Annotated in this window: 21 protein-coding genes and 1 tRNA gene; 15 read left to right on the plus strand and 7 right to left on the minus strand. The window is 64.2% G+C overall.

What is annotated here, in order from left to right; all coding sequences use genetic code 11:
- Positions 1 to 496: 496 nt before the first annotated feature.
- Positions 497 to 997: a macro domain-containing protein gene (locus tag FEJ81_RS11085; RefSeq protein ID WP_138245350.1), complete on the minus strand. Its 501-nt coding sequence runs from the start codon at positions 995 to 997 to the stop codon at positions 497 to 499.
- A 75-nt stretch (positions 998 to 1072) separates the two neighbouring features.
- Positions 1073 to 1396 carry a hypothetical protein gene (locus FEJ81_RS11090; RefSeq protein ID WP_138245351.1) on the minus strand — a complete coding sequence of 108 codons (324 nt, stop codon included), beginning with the start codon at positions 1394 to 1396 and terminating at the stop codon, positions 1073 to 1075.
- Positions 1397 to 1636: 240 nt separating this feature from the next.
- Between FEJ81_RS11090 and FEJ81_RS23180 the strand changes: the two genes are divergently transcribed.
- Complete coding sequence (locus FEJ81_RS23180) at positions 1637 to 1804, plus strand: hypothetical protein (protein ID WP_175416403.1); 168 nt, start codon at positions 1637 to 1639, stop codon at positions 1802 to 1804.
- A gap of 128 nt (positions 1805 to 1932) precedes the next feature.
- Here FEJ81_RS23180 and dpsA read toward each other — a convergent pair whose 3' ends face one another.
- Entirely contained in the window at positions 1933 to 2478 is a 546-nt protein-coding gene (dpsA, locus tag FEJ81_RS11095) for a DNA starvation/stationary phase protection protein DpsA (RefSeq protein ID WP_138245352.1), read from the minus strand.
- A 205-nt stretch (positions 2479 to 2683) separates the two neighbouring features.
- Between dpsA and FEJ81_RS11100 the strand changes: the two genes are divergently transcribed.
- Positions 2684 to 4153, plus strand: a complete 1470-nt coding sequence (locus FEJ81_RS11100) for an aldehyde dehydrogenase family protein (protein WP_138245353.1) — start codon at positions 2684 to 2686, stop codon at positions 4151 to 4153.
- 63 nt (positions 4154 to 4216) lie between these two features.
- Here FEJ81_RS11100 and FEJ81_RS11105 read toward each other — a convergent pair whose 3' ends face one another.
- Positions 4217 to 5350, minus strand: a complete 1134-nt coding sequence (locus FEJ81_RS11105; RefSeq protein WP_138245354.1) for a hypothetical protein — start codon at positions 5348 to 5350, stop codon at positions 4217 to 4219.
- A gap of 83 nt (positions 5351 to 5433) precedes the next feature.
- Between FEJ81_RS11105 and FEJ81_RS11110 the strand changes: the two genes are divergently transcribed.
- From FEJ81_RS11110 to FEJ81_RS11135, 6 genes are all read left to right on the plus strand, one after another.
- A complete protein-coding gene (locus FEJ81_RS11110) occupies positions 5434 to 6393 on the plus strand; it encodes a carbohydrate kinase family protein (RefSeq protein WP_138246765.1) in 960 nt (319 codons plus the stop codon).
- Between the two features lie 70 nt (positions 6394 to 6463).
- Complete coding sequence (locus FEJ81_RS11115; RefSeq protein ID WP_138245355.1) at positions 6464 to 7636, plus strand: YhjD/YihY/BrkB family envelope integrity protein; 1173 nt, start codon at positions 6464 to 6466, stop codon at positions 7634 to 7636.
- 69 nt (positions 7637 to 7705) lie between these two features.
- Positions 7706 to 8128, plus strand: coding sequence for a hypothetical protein (locus FEJ81_RS11120; RefSeq protein ID WP_138245356.1), 423 nt, complete (start codon positions 7706 to 7708; stop codon positions 8126 to 8128).
- A 185-nt stretch (positions 8129 to 8313) separates the two neighbouring features.
- Positions 8314 to 9366 carry a metal ABC transporter substrate-binding protein gene (locus tag FEJ81_RS11125; protein ID WP_138245357.1) on the plus strand — a complete coding sequence of 351 codons (1053 nt, stop codon included), beginning with the start codon at positions 8314 to 8316 and terminating at the stop codon, positions 9364 to 9366.
- Positions 9363 to 10100 (plus strand): metal ABC transporter ATP-binding protein, encoded by a 738-nt coding sequence (locus FEJ81_RS11130; protein ID WP_138245358.1) that lies wholly within the window; start codon positions 9363 to 9365, stop codon positions 10098 to 10100. The genes FEJ81_RS11125 and FEJ81_RS11130 overlap by 4 nt, the downstream gene beginning before the upstream one ends.
- Entirely contained in the window at positions 10100 to 11119 is a 1020-nt protein-coding gene (locus tag FEJ81_RS11135; protein WP_138245359.1) for a metal ABC transporter permease, read from the plus strand. Before FEJ81_RS11130 ends, FEJ81_RS11135 begins: the two co-directional genes overlap by 1 nt.
- 6 nt (positions 11120 to 11125) lie before the next feature.
- Here the strand turns inward: FEJ81_RS11135 and FEJ81_RS11140 are convergent, their stop codons facing one another.
- Positions 11126 to 11581 (minus strand): hypothetical protein, encoded by a 456-nt coding sequence (locus FEJ81_RS11140; RefSeq protein ID WP_138245360.1) that lies wholly within the window; start codon positions 11579 to 11581, stop codon positions 11126 to 11128.
- Between the two features lie 207 nt (positions 11582 to 11788).
- On the opposite strand from FEJ81_RS11140, the gene FEJ81_RS11145 reads away from it, so the two are divergent.
- From FEJ81_RS11145 to FEJ81_RS11155, 3 genes are all read left to right on the plus strand, one after another.
- The gene (locus FEJ81_RS11145; protein WP_138245361.1) at positions 11789 to 13900 is read left to right on the plus strand and encodes an acetate--CoA ligase family protein; all 2112 of its coding nucleotides are present in this window, start codon (positions 11789 to 11791) and stop codon (positions 13898 to 13900) included.
- On the plus strand, positions 13897 to 15057 hold the full coding sequence (locus tag FEJ81_RS11150; protein WP_138245362.1) for a phosphotransacetylase family protein: 1161 nt from the start codon (positions 13897 to 13899) through the stop codon (positions 15055 to 15057). The genes FEJ81_RS11145 and FEJ81_RS11150 overlap by 4 nt, the downstream gene beginning before the upstream one ends.
- 134 nt (positions 15058 to 15191) lie before the next feature.
- Positions 15192 to 15485 carry a PRC-barrel domain-containing protein gene (locus FEJ81_RS11155; RefSeq protein WP_138245363.1) on the plus strand — a complete coding sequence of 98 codons (294 nt, stop codon included), beginning with the start codon at positions 15192 to 15194 and terminating at the stop codon, positions 15483 to 15485.
- Between the two features lie 32 nt (positions 15486 to 15517).
- Here the strand turns inward: FEJ81_RS11155 and FEJ81_RS11160 are convergent, their stop codons facing one another.
- On the minus strand, positions 15518 to 16975 hold the full coding sequence (locus FEJ81_RS11160; protein ID WP_138245364.1) for a DHH family phosphoesterase: 1458 nt from the start codon (positions 16973 to 16975) through the stop codon (positions 15518 to 15520).
- Positions 16976 to 17139: 164 nt separating this feature from the next.
- Between FEJ81_RS11160 and FEJ81_RS11165 the strand changes: the two genes are divergently transcribed.
- Positions 17140 to 17213 (plus strand) — tRNA-Lys (locus FEJ81_RS11165).
- Positions 17214 to 18115: 902 nt separating this feature from the next.
- On the opposite strand, the gene FEJ81_RS11170 is transcribed toward FEJ81_RS11165, so the two are convergent.
- A complete protein-coding gene (locus tag FEJ81_RS11170) occupies positions 18116 to 18754 on the minus strand; it encodes an NAD(P)-dependent oxidoreductase (protein WP_138246766.1) in 639 nt (212 codons plus the stop codon).
- Positions 18755 to 18891: 137 nt separating this feature from the next.
- Here FEJ81_RS11170 and FEJ81_RS11175 point away from each other — a divergent pair, with 137 nt between their 5' ends.
- From FEJ81_RS11175 to FEJ81_RS11185, 3 genes are all read left to right on the plus strand, one after another.
- Positions 18892 to 19227, plus strand: coding sequence for a winged helix-turn-helix transcriptional regulator (locus FEJ81_RS11175; protein WP_138245365.1), 336 nt, complete (start codon positions 18892 to 18894; stop codon positions 19225 to 19227).
- Positions 19228 to 19467: 240 nt separating this feature from the next.
- A complete protein-coding gene (locus FEJ81_RS23760) occupies positions 19468 to 19686 on the plus strand; it encodes a hypothetical protein (protein WP_138245366.1) in 219 nt (72 codons plus the stop codon).
- Between the two features lie 276 nt (positions 19687 to 19962).
- Positions 19963 to 20898 carry an alpha/beta hydrolase gene (locus FEJ81_RS11185; protein ID WP_138245367.1) on the plus strand — a complete coding sequence of 312 codons (936 nt, stop codon included), beginning with the start codon at positions 19963 to 19965 and terminating at the stop codon, positions 20896 to 20898.
- Positions 20899 to 20930: the final 32 nt, after the last annotated feature.

The raw sequence follows: 20930 nt of genomic DNA on the forward strand, positions 1-20930 counted from the left end.
ATTCTAAGGCACTTCATTTAATCCTCATTGGATTCTTTTCTATCCTAAGTGGATTTCATCGTCTTAGGGTAAGAAACTCTCACAGACAATCCTATAGACTTCAGTAACTCAGAGATATGGGCATGAAGAACCATTGTAAATGAGGAAGATGAAAGGGGGACTATAGGGGGTTAGTAAGATGGAGTGCTGTAGTGGTATGTCTTGCTGTAATGTCTATGGTGAGGCTGTATCACTTAGGTTGTCACTCCGCTCCGTAGCAGTACTTCAGCACAGCAGTACTGCTTACGGTGCTCATTCAACCTTACGTTCACAGCCTCATAGTCACAACTCTGACGTAGGGATTGGTGGTGATTGAGTTGGTTCCCCCTCTACTGCGGGATTGAGTTGTGATGGATGTGGCTGCTGTAGAGGATAGATCCCTGCCATTCCTTTCCATGATGGAGTGGATATGGGTTTGGTTAGTCTCAGAGACAGACCCCCATCCAGATCTACTACCCTACTTGTCTATACAATGTGTAGATATAACTGATTCCTCCTCGTCGCTGTAGGCGATGAGCCGCACGTCCTCGAGCGTGTCCGGCTCGTAACCTGCAATCTCCTCGCCGATAATCTCCGCACCCGCCGCGAGGTCGAACCCGGCGACACCACAGCCCAGCGCTGGCAGTACGAGCGACCGACAGCCCAGTTCGTCGGCCCGCCCGAGGCTGTTGTGAGTCGCGTCGCGGATGCTGTCCGCGGTCGCTTCGCCGCTCCCGTAGTGGGGCATCGCCGCGGCGTGGATGACATACTCGGCGTCGAGGTCGTAGGCGTCGGTGACCGCGACCGCGCCGAGGTCGATCGGGCCGTTTTCCATGGCGTCCTCGTTGATCGCCTCGCCCGCGCCGCGGCGGAGCGCGCCGGCGACGCCGGACCCCATTCGGAGGCTCGTGCCGGCCGCGTTGACGAGCGCGTCGGCGGACTGTGCGGCGATGTCGCCCTGAACGACGTCGTACTCCATATTCGAGACTGCCGGATCGAGAGCAATGAAACTGATCGTCGATTGGGTCCCTCGAGTCCGCCGCGAGTCGGCGACTCAGTCCGTCCGAACCCAGTCGTCCCGAACTGGTCGGGGGACGATGTCGGCGTTTGCGATCCCGTAGAATTTCTCGCGGCCGACCGGCGTCCGGAGCCGGAGGACGCAGGTGTAGTCGGTCACCTCGAAGGCTGTTACCGTTCGGGTAGACCGTTGATGAGCGAACCGAAAGAGCTGATTCGCCTCCGCGCCGGTGGTGACGCGATCGCCGAGCGGCCAACTCAGCGACTCGACGTATTCCAGCTCGATGTCGAACAGAGAAGCGATCAGGTCCCGACCGTGTCGGCCCATTGTTCCCTGTGACCGGTTCTCGTGTGAGCTCATACACCGAACGTTTCGCTCCGTCCCGAAAAAAGATGCTATTTCGCGTGGCCATCTCTCGCACGGACAACTCGGATCGCTCGAGCGAGAGCGTAGCGAAACACGCCGTCTCATCGCCTTTCCCAGTCGACTATCGTCGTCGGCGGCAATCACACCAGTGATAGCAGTCGCACGAACCGCCTCGCCTCGCGATCTTAGGCTAACCAAAACCTTTTTAGATTTAGGCTCGCCTAACTCAACGTGATGGACGTACCCGCGCGCAGGCAGGACCCGGAACTCACCGAGGATATCGAGGAGCCGGCGGCGGTCGTGACCAGTCACGAGACCCGCCCCGGAAAGATCGTCTTTACCGAACGAGATAACAACGACGGCTGGATCGCGACGGACCTGGCCGTCGACCTCGAGCCCTGAACGCGTCGTTACTCGAGTCGATCGGTCCCGACCCAGTCCCGACTGCGAACGTCTCGCCGTTCTTCTCAGCCGCAAAAAACTGATTCGACGGTCCGGCGCTCGTCGACGCTATTCGTGTACGGCTCGGCTCAGTGGGTCGCTTCTTCGAGCACCAGCGTGTCGTCTTCGAGGTAGTGCTCGAAGTGGTGGCCGTCGTCCTCGAGCGTGACGAGGATCTCGCGCAGGATCTCGGCGGTCGCGGGATCGCCGAGGTTCTCTGCGAGTTCGATGCTGTCGCGCATCGACTCGATGATGTCGCCGTACATCTCGAGGTCGTTTTCGAACATCGTGCGGACGTCGTAGACGTCTTCGCCCTCGAATTCGACGGTGGCGCGTTCCTCCTGGTTCGACGGGCCGGAGACGGGGACGCCGCCGATCGCCTGTGCGCGCTCGGCGATGACGTCTGCCCCTTCCTCGACGTGTTCGTACGCTTCCTCGAGGAACTCGTGGAGCGGCAGGAACTCGGCGCCCTCGACCACCCAGTGGTGTTTCTTCAGCTGGTGGTAGAGGACATAGGAGTTGGCGAGCTCCGTGTTCAGCGCGTCGACGATCTGCTCGGCCTTGTCTTGCTCGAGGCGAAGCGCGTTCTCCTCGACACTGTCAGCCGACTGGCGGACTGTCTTTTGGGTGCTCATCCTACTCCTTCATACACGCGCGCATCACTTAAAGGTTACCCATGCAGAAACATTTCTTTGGTATACCTAAAGAATCGTTTCGTTATTGGGCGTTGCATTTGGATATCAGTCTCAATGAACGTATTGCCGAACGGCACCGTCAATATACTCTTTGTTTTTTCACCCCTGAGTAAACATTTTCAGTGCGGAGGTTCAAGGGACAGATATGGCAACGAGAATCGCACAGCGGCGAGAGCGGATCTACGTCGACGGCGAGTGGCTCGAGACCGACGACGAACTGTCGGTTTCGGACCTCGCCGAGGGCGAGACCTTCGCGCGGGTGGCCGCCGCGGGCCCGACGGAGGCTCGAACTGCACTGGCTGCTGCCCACGAGATCAAACCGGAACTGCGCGAGACCACGGTCGTCGAACGCGCCGAGTGGTGTGAGACGATCGCCGACGGACTGCGCGAGCGCGAGGAGGAACTCGCCGAGGTCATCGTCCGGGAGGCGGGCAAACCGATCTCGTCGGCCCGCGGCGAAGTCGGACAGGCAGCCGAGCGCTTCGACCGCGCGGCCGAGGAAGCGCGCAACATCGTCAGCAAGGGCGAGTTCCGCGAGGGCTCGACGGCGGGCCACGAGGGCTGGCAGGCGATCGTCAAACACGAACCGATCGGTGCCGTCCTCTGTATCACGCCGTACAACTATCCGCTTGCGACGACGGCCCTGCAGGTCGCACCCGCGCTCGCGGCCGGCAACAGCGTCCTGCTCAAGCCCGCGAGCAAGACGCCCATCTCGGCGGCGATCCTCGCCGATGTCATCGCCGATGTCGACGGCATCCCGGACGGCGCGTTCAACTTCGTCCCCGGCGAGGCCAGCGAGATCGGCGACCTCATGGCCGGCGACGACCGCATCAACGCGATCGCGATGACCGGCTCCTCGGGCGCGGGCAAACACGTCGCCCGCGAGAGCGGCATGGTCAACCTGCACATGGAACTGGGCGGGAACGCGCCGGCGATCGTCTTCGACGACGCCGACCTCACCGATGTCGCGGGCAACTGCGCGAAGGGATCCTTCAAGTACGCCGGCCAGCGCTGTTCGGCCATCTCGCGCGTGCTCGCCCACGAGTCCGTCCACGACGAGCTCGTCGAGCTGATCGACGGCCAGATGGACGCGTGGCAGGCCGGCGACCTCTTCGACGAGGACACCGCCTTCGGCCCGCTCATCAGCGAAGAACAGGCCGACTGGGTCGCCGAACTGGTCGACGACGCCGTCGAGAAGGGCGCGGAGATCGTCCGCGGTGGCGAGCGACGCGCGCCCGAGGGCGTGCCGGACGATCTGGCCGACCAGTTCTTCGAGCCGACGCTGCTCGCGAACGTCCCTCACGACGCCCGCATCGTCGACGAGGAGCAGTTCGGCCCCATCGCCGCCATCACCACCTTCGAGGACGAGGACGAAGCCCTCGAGATCGCCAACAGTTCGGATCTCGCGCTCGACGCCGCGGTCTTCACGAGCGACTACAAGCGCGCGATGCGGATGGCAGAACGCGTCGACGCCGGCGCGGTCCGGATCAACGGCGCGCCGAGCCACGGTCTCGGCGACGTTCCGTTCGGCGGCAACAAGGACTCGGGCATCGGCCGCGAAGGGCTCGACGCCTCGATCCACGAGATGATGCGCGAGAAGAGCATCATCCTGTAGGTCGGCATCTACCACTGCCGGCCGTCACTATCGGCCCCGTCTCGAATCCGTCCGCGCCCGTGCTCAGAAGGAATACGTGTACGTCGCGACGACGGCCTCGGTCTCGCTCCCGACGGCGACGACGGTCAGTTCTCCCGACGCTCCCGCGTCGTACTCGAACGTCATCGTCTCCCCGACTTGGGTCATTTCCGCTTCGTTCCCGCTCTCATCGCTAATTTCGAGCCGATCAACCGTGCTGCCTCTCGAAACATAAGTCACGGTCACCGTCCGGTCCGACGAGTCGGGGTCAATGGATACCCCCGCTTGCGGTCGGGCCGGTTGACTCCCGCGTTCGGCGAACAGATCGCGGTACTCGTACTCCTCGGTCGGAACGGTTCGCGTCGCAACGCCGACGGTACCGTCGACCTCGACTGTTACGTCGTCGAACCGCTTCGACATCGTTTCCTCGAACTCGGCCGTCCTATCGGCCTCAGCATAGACGGCGAGTGCCGAATACGTCGCCGTCTCGGCACCGAGCGTCCACGAGAAGGCAGCCCCGGAACCGTCATCGCTGCCCTCGTATTCGCCCCACAGGAACGTGCTATCGCCGACTCGATCGGTCAACTGTGCGAAGTTCCCGTGTGCATCGATCCGTCGATCGGTTCCCTCGAGGCCCGCTGCGAGTATCGCATCGAGATCCGCACCGTCGGACGGACTGACGACGACGGTCTCCTCGGAGACGGCGACCGAGACGCCGTCGCGCTCGAGGACCTCGAAATCGCCAGCGGCCGACTCGCGGTCAGCGTCGACCGAACCGGGGTCGAACGAGCCGGAGACGACGACGTTCCCGGCGACGCCCTTGGAACCGAACCGACAAACGGCGTCCACTGCTGGCTCGCCGTCCGCGACCTGCTCGACGAACTCGCTGCTCTCTCCGTCCGGCAGCGTCGGCACGGATTCGACCACGTCAGTCCGAAGCGCATCCTCGTACTGCCGAACTGCGGTGAGGTCCCGGTAGTGAAACAGGAGTTCGGAACTCCCCGACGCGGGCACCCAGCGCTCGAGTGGCGACAGGTCGTTCCCATCGCTTTCGTTCGTTTCGTCCGAGTCGCCCGGATCGTCGGTCTCGTCGCCCGAGATTTGGTCGAGACAACCCGCGCTGAGCACGGCGAGACCCGTCCCCGCCGAGAGTAGTCCGCGGCGCGAAGTGTATTTCATACTGTGATGAGTCGGTTGTAATCGACCTCGTGTATAGCTTGCCAGTCGACAGAACTACCGTCGTCGGCGGCTCACGACCGAACATGGCCCGCGAGGTGCTCGTCGCCGGCGAAACGCTCATCGATTGCATCCCCGAGCGACCGGGGCCGCTCGAGGATGTCGCCGGATTCGAGCGCCGCCCCGGCGGTGCGCCGGCGAACGTCGCCGTCGCGCTCGCCCGACTCGAGCGCCCGCCGCTGTTCTGGACCCGCGTCGGCGCGGATCCGTTCGGTCGATACCTCGAGCGGACGCTCGCCGACCGCGACCTGCCGACCCGGTTCGTCGAACGCGACGCGGACGCGAAGACCACGCTCGCGTTCGTCACGCACGACGAGACCGGCGACCGCGAGTTCACCTTCTACCGGGACGGGACCGCGGATACGCGCCTCGAGCCCGGCCGAATCGACGACGAGACGCTGGCCGACTGCGAGTGGGTCCACGCCGGCGGGGTGGCGCTGGCCAGCGGGTCGTCCCGCGCCGCGATGTTTGACCTGCTCGAGCGCGCCGCCGGCGCGGGGTGTACGGTCTCGTTCGATCCGAACCTGCGGCCGGAGCTGTGGGCGGACACCGAAACGTTCGCGAACGTGGTGGGCGACGCGCTCGCACACGTCGACGTCTGTCTCGCGACGGTCGAGGAACTCGCGGCGCTCGACTTTGCGGGCGAGTCGCCGACGGCGAGCGCACGCGCGGCGGTCGAGCGCGGGCCGGTTCACACCGCCTTCGTGACGCGGGGCGGCGACGGTGCCGTCGCGGTCGCGGGTGCGGATGCGCCGTGGCCCGCAGCCGCGGTCGACCACGCCGGATTCGCGGTCGACGCGGTCGATACGACGGGCGCCGGTGACGCCTTCGTCGCCGGGGCGATCGCCGCCCTGCGAGACGGGCGGGACCTTCGGGAAACGGTGGCTTTCGCGAACGCGGTCGCGGCGACGACGACTACCGCTTCGGGTGCGATGACGGTGCTACCGACTCGAGATGAGGTCTCTCCGCTGCTCGAGCCGAAATAGGCCGTCGACGGCACGAGCGCCGTGTGGTTGCAAGCCGGAGCGCTATCCGAGTCTGTGACGGACAGCGAGTATGGGTCTCAACGTTCGCGGAGCGGCTCCTTTCGCGAAGTCGGTGGTGGCGGGGATTCAGGAGAAGAACGTGACGTTCATGGCGGCCAGCATCGCGTATCAGGCCTTTATCTCGCTGATTCCGCTGCTTGTGCTCGTCTTCTTTCTCGTCTCGTTTCTCGGCGGCGAAGGGCTCGCCCAACAGGTGTCGTCGGCGACCGAGGGCTTCCTCCCGGAGAGCGGCCAGATCATCCTCGAGGACGGGATCGAAGGCTCGACCGGGAGCGTGGGAACGTCGATCATCGGCCTCCTCGTCCTCCTGTGGGGGTCGCTGAAGATCTTTCGCGGGCTGGACACCGCGTTCTCGGAGATCTACGCGTCGAGCGAAGAGAATTCGCTCGTCAGCCAGTTGGCCGACGGAGCCGTCGTCTTCGGGACGATCGGGGTCGCGCTCGCGGCGGCCGGAGCGACCAGCATCGTCTTCGCGTTCTTCCCCAACAGCCTCTTTATCGGCCTGTTGAACCCGCTGTTGCTCGTCGTCGGGCTGACGATCGCCTTCCTGCCGATGTACTACCTCTTCCCCGACGTCGACGTCTCCGTCCGCGAGGTGTTGCCGGGCGTCCTCGTCGCCGCCGTCGGCTGGGCGGCGCTGCAGTCGCTCTTTCAGGTCTACGTCGCCGTCTCGAGCAGTTCCGACTCGGCGGGACCGATCGGTGCCATCCTCCTCCTGTTGACCTGGCTGTACTTCGGCGGGCTGATACTGCTCCTCGGAGCCGTCGTCAACGCCACTCACTCGGGACACATCGATATCGAACCCGACGCGACGGACGACGGAGCCGACGCGCTCGAGGGCATCCCCGAGGACGGGGAGCGGGGCTCGTTCGTCGACTCGGCCCGGCGCGACCGCGAGCGACTCGAGGCCCGACTCGAGCGACTCCGGCGCGAGCGCGATCAGTTACAGAACGACCGCGAATCCCAGCGAACGCGTCGCTACCGGCTCGAGGATCGGGTCGACGATCTCGAGGTGCGGATCGAAACGCTCGAGGCGGAAAACCGGGCGCTCGAGGACGAAAACGAACAGCTTCGACGCGACCTCGCGGCCCGTCAAGGATCGTCGTGGCGGCGGCGATTGCGCGGCGCGCTGGCGCGGGTTCGGACGCTGAACGTCGGCGTCGTCGAGAACCACGAGGAGTAGCGCCGCCTCGCCGCGATGGTGGCGTTCCGAGTCGGGACACCTTAGTGAGTTCCCGTCCCACCGGGAACCGTGTCCCATCCAGTCCGGGCCGCCCGGCGTCGAATCCAGTCGGAACACGTGTCGGTCGTCGACGGGATCGACGCCTGTGCCGACGCGATCGCCGATCCGTGGGATACCTCGCGAACCACCGACGGCGACGCGGTCGCCGACGGACTCCACCGCGCCCTCGAGGAGGCCGGGATACTCCGGGCCCTCCCGGAAGTGCTCGCCGACGCCGTCGATGCGACGGGCCACGAACTGCAGGCCGATCCCGTCCCGGGGCCGCCGTACGTCGTCGTGACCAGTCGCGGACCCGTCCTCCGGGCGACGATCGGTCCCGGACGGCTCGTGATCCGGTTCGACGCGTTCGAAATCGTTCCTGACGCCGATCCCGGTCGCAAGCCCGCCTACCGGCGACTCGACGGGGTTCAAATCTCGGTCTCGCTCGAGTAGAGCGTCGACTGCCACGCGCCGACGCATGCGTCTATCCGGCGGCGACGGCCCCCGACGACCGCGATAATAACTCGGATCGCTATACCGCCTATTTTTGTTAATAGCCTCGGCCATCGAAGGCGAGAGTTAACAATAACTGGTTCAGAGATAATAACTCTTATACTCCGGTAGACGTAGTCTCGAGTATGAACCTAACACGACGCGCGCTGGTGAAAGCGGGTGCCGGCGCGGTCGCGACCGGCACTGTCGCCGGTTGTCTCGACGATATCGATCCGGCGAATCAGGAACTCGACGCCGGCTACGCCGCCTTCTTCACCCTGTGGGACTGGGCCGAAACGGTGAGCGGCGACGCGATCGCGTTCGAGGACCCGGTCGGGGCCGGACAGGCCGGCCACGGCTGGTCGCCGAGCGGCGACCTCACTCGGGAGATCGTCGACGCCGGCGCCTTCGTCTACCTCGATACCCCCGAGTTCTCGTGGGCACAGGATATCGCGACCACGCTCGAGGCCGACTACGACACCGTGACCGTCATCGACGGGCTCGAGGGGTTGGACGACCAGTTGCTCGACTGGGGTCACGAGGTCGAGACGGGGAGCCACGACGACCACGGCCACGAGGAGGGTGACGGCCACGACCACGACGAAGACGGGAACGAGAGCGGCCACGATGGTCACGACCACGACGGTTCGTCGGTCGATCCCCACGTCTGGCTCGATCCCATGATCGCACAGGACATCGTCGACACCATCGCATCGGGACTCGCCGACGCCGACCCGGACAACGCGGAGACCTACGAGGAAAACGCCGACGCGTACACGGCTGACCTCGAGTCCCTCGACCAGCAGTTTCAGGACGTAAGCGACGCGGCAGACCGGCACATCGCCGTCTTCGCCGGCCACGACTCGTTTACCTACCTGCAGGATCGATACGGGTTCGAATTGCACACGCCGGCCGGCGTCTCACCCCAAGAGCAGATCACCAGCGAGCAGATCGCCGAGACGATCGATCTCGTCGACGCGGAAGGGATCGAAACGATCCTCTACGATCCCTTCATCGCGCCCGACGGCTCCTACCAGTTGGTCGAAAACATCCTCGAGGGGAGCACCGCCACCGACACCATGCCGATCACTCACCTTTCGGGGACCCTCGCGACGTGGCGGGACGAGGGCTGGGGCTACCGGGAGCAAATGGAAGAAATAAACCTCCCCGCGCTCAGAGAGGTACTAGACGCACAGTGACCGTCGTCGACCTCGAGAACGTGACGTTCGCCTACGGCGAGCAGCCGGCGGTACAGGACGTCTCGCTGACGGTCGAGCACGGGGAGTTTCTGGGGCTGGTCGGGCCGAACGGCTCGGGGAAGACGACCCTCCTGCACCTCATGCTCGGCCTTCACCGGCCCGACAGCGGCTCGATCGATCTCTTCGGCGAGCCCGTCGATCAGTTCGACGACGGCGAACGGATCGGCTACGTCTCCCAGCAGGCAACCAGCGGCGGCGGGTCGATGCCGGTCACCGTCCGCGAAGCCGTCACCATGGGCCGGTTCGCCCACGCGGGCCACGGCCGGCTGACCGACGACGATCGCGCGATCGTCGACGACGCCCTCGAGACGGTCGGCATCACCGAACTGGCCGACCGGCAGGTCAACCAGCTCTCGGGCGGCCAGCGCCAGCGAGCCTACATCGCACGCGCGCTGGCCTCCGAGGCCGATCTGCTGGCCCTCGACGAACCCACCGTCGGCGTCGACGCCGAGTCCCGCGACGCGTTCTACCAGTTGCTCGAGTCGCTCAACGAGCGGGGGATCACGATCATCCTCATCGAGCACGACATCGGCGTCGTCACGGACCGGGCGAACCGGATCGCCTGCATCAACACGGAACTCTACCACCACGGGGACACCGAATCGTTCGTCGAAAGCGACGCACTGACCGAGGCCTACGGCGCGACGGGCCAGGTCGTCCACCACCACCACTGATGAGCCGGCACGCCACCCTCCGTCGACGGCTCGAGCGGATCGGGGTCGGGCTGACCGCCGTCCTCTCGGTCGCGATGATCGTCCTGCTCGCGATCGACGCGCTGCGGGCGTATCCCGTGGTCGGCAGCGTGTACGATCAGGCGCGGATCGCGGGCCGGATCGCGGACTACTACCTCGGGACGAGCGTCTTCTCCCATCCGTTCATGTGGCGGTCGATCGCGACGGGGATCCTGATCGGCGTCGTCGCGCCGCTGGTCGGCACCTACCTCGTCCACCGCGAGATGGCCCTGATCGGCGAGACGCTCGCCCACACGGCCTTCGCCGGGGTCGCGGTCGGGCTCCTCGTGAGTTCGGTGACCGGCTGGAACGGCTCGCTGATGCTCGTCGCCCTGGTCGTCGGCATCCTCGGCGCGCTCGGCGTCCAGTGGCTCGCCGAGCGGACAGACACCTACGGCGACGTGCCGATCGCGATCATGCTGACCGGTAGCTTCGCCGTCGGGACGCTCATCATCAGCTACGGCGACGGGATGACCGGCATCAACATCCGGGACTACATTTTCGGCGATATCTCCGTGGTCACCCCGTCGGGCGCCCAGCTGATGGCCGTCATCAGCGTCGTCGTCGTCGCTGTCACCGTCGCGACCTACAAACAGCTCCTGTTCATCACCTTCGACGAGCAGGCCGCCCGCGTCGCGCGGCTCAACGTCACCTGGTACAACACCTTACTGATCGTGATGACGGCCGTGGTCGTCGTCGGCGCGATGCAGATCCTCGGCGTGATCCTCGTCGCCGCGATGCTCGTCGTTCCCGTCGCGGCCGCCACGCAGGTCGCCCACAGCTTCCGCGAGACGCTGTACCTCTCGATTCTCTTCGGACAGGTCTCGGTCATCGGCGGCTTCGTCTTCTCGATCTCGCAGGGGCTGCCGGCCGGCGGCTCGATCGTCGTCGTCGCGATCGCCTGTTACCTGCTCGCGGTGCTGGCCTCGAGTCGGTCGATGGCCGCGATTTCGACGCACTGAGAGCCGTCACGCGCGATTTCCAGCGCGAAACTCGTCGACGAGGTGGAGGACCGCACCGATTCCGGAGCAGCCGATTCCGACCGGAACGAGCAGGAGTCCGATACCGGACCCCGACGTGAGAAACGCGGGCGGAAGCCCGCCGACGACCTGTGCGATCAGCATCGGAACGACGAGCAAGACGACGGAGCAACTGCCTGCACCGGCTCCTATCGAGAGTAACTGTTGTGACCGCTCGGTCGGGTCCCGGAACTGCGTGAGGAGAAACAGGAGCCCTGCCTCCACGAGTGTGAGGGTGCCGATGATGAGACACAGCATCACGAAGAGTCCGGTGAGACCGGCCGCGAACCCGTCGCCGGGCGGGTCGTCGGGAATCGTCGTGAAGTACACTACTGCGGTCAGCAGACTGATCACGCCCAGCAGCACGGTGGCAGCGGTGATCGAACGGGGATGAGGGCGATTCATGGGGACACCATTCCGTTGACATGACGCCCTGATAACGGTATCGACAATGACTGCTGGCCGGGCCTCGAGTGCGACCGTCTCGGACAGCTTCGCCTCGTCCGTCGCTTGACCCACTGTGACTCCGTCCGGCACATGAACGGTCTCACGACTCCCCGCGGGCTGGAACACGCCACACGCTTAACACGCTACTCGGCCAACGCTCGAGCGATGGGACGGTTATCCGCACTCTTCGATCCCGAGACCGTCGCCGTGGTCGGCGCGACCGACCGCGAGGGCGCGGTCGGCCGCGCGATCCTCGAGAACCTGCGCGACGGGTTCGCCGGCGAGGTCGTACCGATCAACCCCTCGCGCGAGGAGGTCCTCGGGCTCGAGTGTTACGAGGACGCGACGAGCGCGCCGCCGATCGATCTGGCGGTGGTCGTCGTCCCGCCAGATATCGTGATCGAATCGATGCGCGACCTCGCCGAAGCCGGCACCGAAAACGTCGTCGTCATCACGGCCGGCTTCGCCGAAACCGGCGGCGAGGGCGCACAGCGCGAACGACGGCTTCGCGAGATCGCCGCCGAGCACGACCTCAACGTCGTCGGTCCTAACAGTTTGGGGATCATGGCCACGTCTAACGGCATGAACGCCACGTTCGGCCCCGAAGACGCCATCGAGGGCTCGATCTCCTTCATGAGTCAGTCGGGAGCGTTCATCACCGCCGTCCTCGACTGGGCCAACGAGCAGGGGATCGGCTTTCGGGACGTGGTCTCGCTGGGGAACAAGACGGTCCTCGACGAGACGGACTTCGTCCGCGAGTGGGGCGACGACCCCAAGACCGACGTTATCATCGGCTACTTGGAGGACGTCGACGACGGACGGGGCTTCATCGACGCCGCCCGCGAGGTGACCGACGACACCCCGATCGTGCTCGTCAAGTCCGGCCGCACCGACGCCGGCGCGCAGGCGGCCTCTTCTCACACCGGCGCGATCGCCGGCAGCGAGCGCGCCTACGAAGCGGGCCTCGAGCAGGCCGGCGTGCTCCGCGCCCGCTCGGTGCAGGAACTGTTCGACTACGCGCGGGCGCTCTCGGGGCTGCCCGAGCCCGAATCCGACGGCGTCGCCGTCGTCACCAACGCGGGCGGGCCCGGCGTGCTCACCACCGACGCCGTCGGCGACTCGACCCTCGAGATGGCCGATTTCACCGACGAGACGATCGACCGGCTCGGCGAGGCGATGCCCGACGAGGCCAACGTCTACAACCCGATCGACGCGATCGGCGATGCCGACGTGGAGCGCTTCGGCGAGGCCCTCGAGATCGCGCTCGAGGACCCGAACGTCGGCAGCGCGGTCGTCGTCGCCGCGCCGACCGCGGTGTTGTCCTACGACGGCCTCGCCGAGACGGTCATCGAGAAACTCGAGGTACACGACACGCCCGTCGTCACCTGCCTGATGGGCGGCGAGCGGGCCCGCGAGGCCGAGGCGACGTTGCGCGAGTCGGGCGTTCCGAACTACTTCGATCCCTCGCGGGCGGTGGCGGGACTCGACGCGCTCGCTCGCTACCGAGATATTCGCGAGCGGACCGTCGAGGGCCCCGAAACCTTCGACGTCGACCGCGAGCGGGCGCGCGAGATCTTGGCGCGCGCCCAGCGCCGGACCGACAACCGCCTCGGCGTCGAGTCGATGGACCTGCTCGAGGCCTACGGCATTCCGACGCCGGCGGGCGAGATCGTCGACGATCCCGACCGCGCCCGCGAGGTCGCCGAGTCGATCGCGGACGACGTCGTCATGAAGATCGTCAGCCCCGATATTTCCCACAAGTCGGACATCGGCGGCGTCAAAGTCGGCGTGGCGGACGAGGATGTATACGACGCCTACGAGGATATCATCGCTCGAGCGCGCAACTACCAGCCCGACGCGACGATCACCGGCGTCCAGATTCAGGAGCGGCTCGACCTCGAGTCCTCGACCGAGACCATCGTCGGGATGAATCGCGACCCGCAGTTCGGCCCGCTCCTGTTGTTCGGGCTTGGCGGCATCTTCGTCGAGATCCTCGAGGACACGTCCGTTCGGGTCGCGCCGATCGACGAGGGCGAGGCCCGCGAGATGGTCGACGAGATCACGGCCGCGCCGCTGTTGCGCGGTGCCCGCGGTCGCGAACCCGCGGACGTCGAGGGCGTCGTCGAGACGGTCCAGCGGCTCTCCCAACTGGTGACCGACTTCCCGTCGATCCTCGAACTCGATATCAACCCGCTCGTGGCGGGCCCCGATGGCGTACAGGCGATCGACCTGCGACTCACCGTCGACGCGGACGAACTCGACACGGAGGAACCATGACCGACACCGACCGAGACCCCGACTCCGGGGCCACCGACAGCGAGACCAGCACCGACACCACCGACAGCGAACCCGGCGCAGGCGCGACCGCCACCGGCGACACCGACACCCTGCTCGTCAGTTCGCTCGAGGAGAGCACCGGCAAGACGGCAATCACGCTCGCGCTCGCCCGACTCGCGGCCGCCGAGGGCGAGCGCGTGGGCTACATGAAACCGAAGGGGACCCGCCTGCAGAGCAACGTCGGGAAGACCTTGGACGAGGACCCGCTGCTCGCTCGTGACCTGCTGGACCTCGAGGCCGAGATGCATGACTTAGAGCCCGTCGTCTACTCGCCGACGTTCGTCGAGCAGGCGATCCGCGGCCGCGAGGACCCCGACGAACTCCGCGAGCGCATCGCGGAGGCGTTCGACACGCTCGCGGGCGACCGCGACCGGCTGTTCGTCGAGGGCGGCGGTCGGTACGACGTCGGCGGGATCGTCGACCTCACCGACGCCGACATCGCCGACCTACTCGACGCTCGCGTCCTGCTGGTCGCGCCCTACGAAATCCCCGCTGACGTCGACGACGTGCTCGCCGCCGCAGCGGACTTTGGTGACCGACTCGCCGGCGTCGTCTTCAACGACGTGCCCGACGCGGCCTACGACCAGCTCGAGACGGACGTCGTTCCGTTCCTCGAGGGGCGAGGTATCCCGGTCCACGGCGTGCTCCCGAGCGAGCGAGAGCTATCGGGCGTGACGGTCGCCGAACTCGCGGACGAACTCGGCGCGTCGGTGCTCGTCGAGGAGGGCCGAGACGCCTACGTCGAGCGCTTTACCGTCGGCGCGATGGGGCCCGACAGCGCCCTGCGTCACTTCCGCCGGACGAAAGACGCCGCCGTCATCACCGGCGGTGACCGGGCCGAGATCCACACCGCCGCGCTCGAGGCCCCCGGCGTCCGCTGTCTCATCCTCACCGGCGGCCACCGGCCCTCGGGCGCGATCGTGGGGCAGGCGAGCGAGAAGGGCGTCCCGATCCTCTCGGTCCAGACGGACACCCTCACGACGGTCGAGCGCGCCGAGGACGTCGTTCGCAGCGGCCGGACGCGAGACGCCGAGACCGTCGACCGGATGGAACGGCTGCTCTCGGATCACGCGGCCATCGATTCGATTCTGGGGTAGGGACTGGGCCTCGAGACGGTCGATTTCTCGCATGGGCTTCGGTCCCGTCCGTTTCCTGGTCGCCGTCGCACGTTCGGTCCGGTGACTGTCGCGTCTGACCAAAAGTTAAGAGTCCGCCACGCATGAGCCCAGACATGGACGACATTCCCCAAGAAATCACGTCTCTCGTCGGCCGCGAGGTCTACTCGAACAACGGCGTCTTCGTCGGCGAAGTGGAGGATCTCCGGCTGAACGTCGACGGCGAAGCCGTCACCGGACTGGCGCTCGCGAACCTGAACAGCGAACTGTTCGCCGACGAAGCCCGGAGCGGACAGGGTATCATCGTCCCCTACCGCTGGGTCCGTGCCGTCGGCGACGTGATCCTGATCAACGACGTGGTCGAGCGCGTTCGCGACCCCGACGAGGAAGAAGACGAACTGCTGGCCTGAATCCGATATCGACTCGCGTTTTCGTTCGGTTCTCAGCTTCCGTTCGAGCCTTCGCTGCTGCTGCCCCCTTCGACACCCATCGCGTCGAACAGGGTCCGCTTGACCGCTTCTTCGGTCAGGTCGAGCAGGGTGTCCCGCGTGTCCTCCGAGATTTCGATCCCGGTGAAGATGCCCAGCGGAATCTCCGCGCTGGCCTGCGTGGAGTGGCCGGCCGTCTCGCCGATCTCGCCGTAGGCGTCGGCGAGGACTTTGCCGATGTTGATGCGGATGTCCTTCGAGCGACCCGCGAGGAAGATCGTCTCGTCTGCGATGCCGAAGACCGCGGTGGTCGTGACTCCCTCGAGGTTCAGGAGGTGGCTGGCGGCCTGGGTCAGCGCCTCGCGGTCGCGGACGAACCCGGCGTTCGAGACGAGGTGGCTGCCCTGTACGTCGCGGTTCGTAATCGCCTCCGCGAGCACGTCCAGCGTCTCGGGGGACATCGACGGCGACTCCACCTGCTCTAAGGTGTCGTGGTTCGCGAAGGGGTAGAGATAGGCGGCCGCAGTGAGATCGGCGGGGGTGGTGTCGCGTTTGAAATCCAGCGTCTCCGCGCGGATGCCGTAGAGTAAGGCCGTCGCGACCTCCTCGGAGACGTTCATGTCGAACTCCTGGATGTACTTCGTCATGATCGTCGACGTCGAGGACATGTTCGGCCGGATGTCGACGAACTCGGGTTCGAACTCCGACTCCGTCTCGTTGTGATCGATGACGATGTCGACCGGGAGCTCCATCTCGCTCGAGGTAGCGTGATCGACCAAGGCGACGGTGTCGTAGACCGAGCGGTCCTCGATCTCGTCCCACTGGACGAGGTCGATCCCGAGCAGGTTGACGAACGCGCGGTTCTCCTGATGACCCACGTCGCCGAGGTAGATGATGTCGGATTCGATACCGAGATGGTCGGCGATCGCCTGTAAGGCCGCCGCGCTGGCGATCGAGTCCGGATCCGGACTGTCCTGCGTGATGATCGCCAGCCGGGTCGATGTCTCCTCGACTAACTCGGCGAGTTTGCCCGCGTTGTACTCGAGTTCGCCCGACTCGAGGGCTCGGAGCGCCGATTCGGCGATGACCGAGGACGGGTTGATGACGATGTCGGCCCCGAGTTCGGAGAGTTCGTCGCCGGAGACGGGATCGCTCGCACGGGCGACGATGAACTGGGTGTCGCCGTTGTTGCGGATGTGCTCGACGGCGCGCTTGTTCGATTCGACATCCGAGGCGAGGATGAGGACGACGTCGCGGTCGGCCACTAGCTCGGCGATCTCGGATTCGCGAATGTCGGCCGTCTGGGCGTCGAGGTCCTGATCCCGGAGGGATTCGACGCGGCTCTCGTCTTGATCGATGATGGACACGTCCTTGCCCTGTTCGACGAGTTCCTCCGCGACCGCGTACCCCACGCTCCCACAGCCCAAGATAGCGTAGTCAGAGATCGACGAAATCGTAACCCCCGTGCTCATATGCCCGAGTGGTCGGACCGGTCGCACTTAACGGTCCCGAAGCGTCCTACGTCGTGAAACTCCGAACCGGACGACTCGAGGGCGGTGACGCCCCTCGTGGACCACTGCCACGGTGCCCGCCAAGGGAAACGTATTTGAACGACCGAGGGAAAGTCGGAGGTACAGGGCCGGTAGCTCAGTCCGGCAGAGCGTCTGACTCTTAATCAGACGGTCGCGTGTTCAAATCGCGCCCGGCCCGCTTTTGCCACGAGCAAGTTCGCGAGTGGCAAAACGGTCGCCGCGATTTGAATCGCAGGGAGGTTGCGCGCAACGCAGTGAGCACGTCCGACCGTGTGTTCAAATCGCGCCCGGCCCGCTTCTGCGAGGAACAATTCGTGACGAGCAGAGCGGCGACCGCGATTTGAAGTAGACGAGTCGCAGCCCGCGAGCGAGTGTAACGAGCGAGCAGGAACGTCTCGGCGTAGTTCATAATCGCGCCCGGCCGCTTCCTTCCTTCACGACTTTGAGTCACGCTAACCAGCAGACGGCGTGGGGATAGGCTCCGCGCCGACAGGATTCCCGTTTTATTTGAGTTACCCAGTGAACGGCATCCGACAACGTCTGGTATCTAACCTGTAGTTCTCGCGCGCACATCTTCCTTCTGTTGGTCGATATCATCCCACGTCCTTCCCACAATGATAACTCAGACAAGTTCTCCGAGTTCGGCGTTTCTTGCTTAACAAGAAACGCCTCATCGGAACCGCAGAGGGAGGGAGTCAGGGAGGGATGAATAGATCTTCCGAGAATAATCCTGATGGATCCATCTCTTTGATTCGGATGTCTAACAGGCAACTTCGTTCTCACTGTGAATGAAGGCGAATTTGCGGGTAATCACACTGCGTTCTACGACCTGTTCCGTATCGAAAACGGGCACATCGTCGAACACTGGGACATACTCCAAGAGATTCCATCGCGTGATGAGTGGGAGAATGATAACGGGAAATTCTGATAACAGAATGGACGACTCGTCCGGTCTTGGCCTCGGCTGCTTGGCCGACGGACTTGTATCAGGTTCTCTGGATAAAGCGCTTGTGTGGGGGACGTCTCGGTGAGAGCGTCGTTTCCGTACTGTACTATCGGGCTGGCATCGTTTATTGGACCTTAGTAGCCGACAGCGAGCTGGGTGTGGACCGCATCGTCAGTCTCCAATTCATCGGCAAACGCGATGGCGAAGTCCTCCATCGAAATGTGACTCTCACCATCCTCATCGGTAACGAGTTCGCCGTCTGCGGTTCGGTATTCGCCGGTGCGCTCACCCGGTTCGATTAGTGTCGCTGGTGCGATGTATGACCACTGGAGGTCATTGGCGTCGCGGATAATTTCGAGTGCATCGATATGCGCCTCTGCGATCGGGACGGCCTCCTCCGGGAATTCATCGGTGTCGACGAGCTTTGTATCCGGTCCCACGCTCAGCCCGCCTGCACCACCTGTCCACACTAGGCGGTCAACGTCCGCTTCACGAAGCCCTTCGATTACTGCCTCGGTCATCTCAGTGAGGATCTCAACGTCTGCGTCCTCTGCTGGACCCAAGGCGGATGCCACTGTGTCATGTCCTGCCGCGAGGGCGGCGATATCGTCAGGATCAGTCGCGTCACCAGCGACCGCTGTGAAGTCGGGATCGTCGATTCCGTCGATGTCTCCGCTTCGGGAGACGCCAGTCACTTTGTGCCCACGGTCGAGGAGTTCAGTTGCGATTCGTTGCCCGATTCGTCCGCTTGCGCCGAGTAGTAGCACGTTCATTGTTGTATGGGGTTTGCTGGTAATGTTCGCCCGGCACGCAGATACTGTGTCTGCGATGCCGGTCACATTACCATACCTGATGTAGGTGCGTGACTGTTATATGGGTTAGCGAACATAGGTATGACCAGGTCACATCGATGTCATCGCAACAGTCACTTGAAGAGAAATACGCAGAGTGTCCGGTCGTGCAAACGCTCGAAGAGGTTGGGTCGCGGTGGCGGATGACGGTCATCCACGTGCTTCGGGAGGGCGATCTCCGGTTCAACGAACTCAAGCGGGCGACGGGTGCGAACTCTCAAACCCTGTCTCGCGTCCTCGATGATTTAGATGAGAAGGGCTACGTCACCCGGGAGGTTGAGGAAGAGAGCCCGGTCGCTGTCTACTACTCGCTGACCCCGAAGGGTGAAGAACTGCTCTCGGCATTCGATGCGATTTACGAATGGGGTGAGAAGTGGGTGATTGATGCAAAGTGATTTTCTGAGATTGAGCAGTGTATAGGTTGATGCGGGCCGATTTGATCAAAGGATCAGTGGGATTCTGCTGTATCGGTTCTCTACACTGATCAGTTAGACGGAATACTGAACGGTAACTACATTTGTTTACTGGTCGCTTCATCCAAATACTGTTCTGAGGACAGTAGTGAATGAAGAAATCCATTCCGGCGTATTCAGAACCACCACCCCATTTTTATTAGTCGCGGATCAAACGGCGGTATGGGCGTTCAAGACCACTTTGACTCAGACCTTCGATTCTACTATTCGATTGGAGTAGCCATTATTCTATTCTACAGTACCGCAATCGCCACAGCAGCAATTTTAGATCTTGCTGTCATTGATAGTCGAATGATTCCACTTACAGTTGGGTTTTTCTTGTTCATGTTCGTCTACTTTATCTCGATAAGTGTACAGGCTCTCGAACCGGACAGTGTATAGCTAACAGTCCCAGTGAAATTCTACACTGAAAGAACGTATCCGAAATCAGTATTACCTGTACTGAGCGATCTCCACTTTCGCAAATCGGACCTGATCTCGTGCGACATTCGCGCTGTATACGCTCCCGGCCTGCTCTCGAGTCACTGCCTCGAGACGACCCTCTGAAGTCCATCTCGTCGCTCGCGGAAAACCACACCACCTGCCAGCCACACGACGGCCGACGATGGATACTCCCGGACCGGAAATGCTTTGTCCGGTTCGTCAAACCGTCTTGACATGAACGCTGACAGGATCGATCCGCAGGCGAAAGCGGCACTCGAGCGCCAGCAGCGGATCCCGATGCCACACAGCCGCTACGGACTGAAACTCCTCCGGCTCCTCAGCGGACCGCTGATGCGGCTTCGGAACCGAAACGGGCCGCCCGTCGGGCGGACCATCGATCGAACGATCCCCGGTCCCGCGGGCGACCTCGACGCTCGCCTCTATCTCCCCGACGCGAGCGGGCCGTTCCCCACGGTCGTCTTCTTCCACGGGGGCGGGTACGTACTGGGGAGCATCGAGACGCACGACTGGCTCTGTCGGCACCTCACTCGAGAGAGCGGTTGCGCTGTTCTCTCCGTCGACTACCGACTCGCCCCCGAGTACCCCTTCCCCGCGGCGGTCGAGGACGCCTACGCCGCCGTCGAGTGGGTGGCCGCACACCCCGAGGCCGTCGCCGGGGACGGCCAGATCGCAGTCGCGGGCGATTCCGCCGGCGGGGCGCTCGCGGCCGTCGCCGCGCTCATGGCCGCCGAGCGCGACGGCCCCGAGATCGAGTATCAGGCGCTCTGCTATCCGAGCGTCGGCATCGACGCGGACCAGCCCTCGGTCCGGGAGCACGCCGGCATCGTCCTCGGGGAGGACGATATGGAGTGGTTTCGGGAGTGCTACTACGAGAGCGAGATCCACGAGCGCAACCCCTACGCCGATCCGACGAACGCCGGTGACGTCTCCGGCGTCGCTCCGGCGACGGTCGTCACCGCCGGCTTCGATCCGCTCCGCGACGGCGGCAAGGCCTACGCCGAACAACTCGTCCGGGACGGCGTTCCGACGCGCTACGAGAACTACGCGGACATGATCCACGGCTTCATGACGCTCCGCGACGTCGATCGCGCCCGCGACGCGATCGCGGACGTGGCCGGAGATCTCGCCGACGCGCTCGAGCGCGACTGACCACGCCATTACACGGTCGACTCGCGCTCGAC

It is taken from the genome of Natrinema versiforme (assembly GCF_005576615.1).
Classification (GTDB): Archaea; Halobacteriota; Halobacteria; order Halobacteriales; family Natrialbaceae; genus Natrinema; species Natrinema versiforme_A.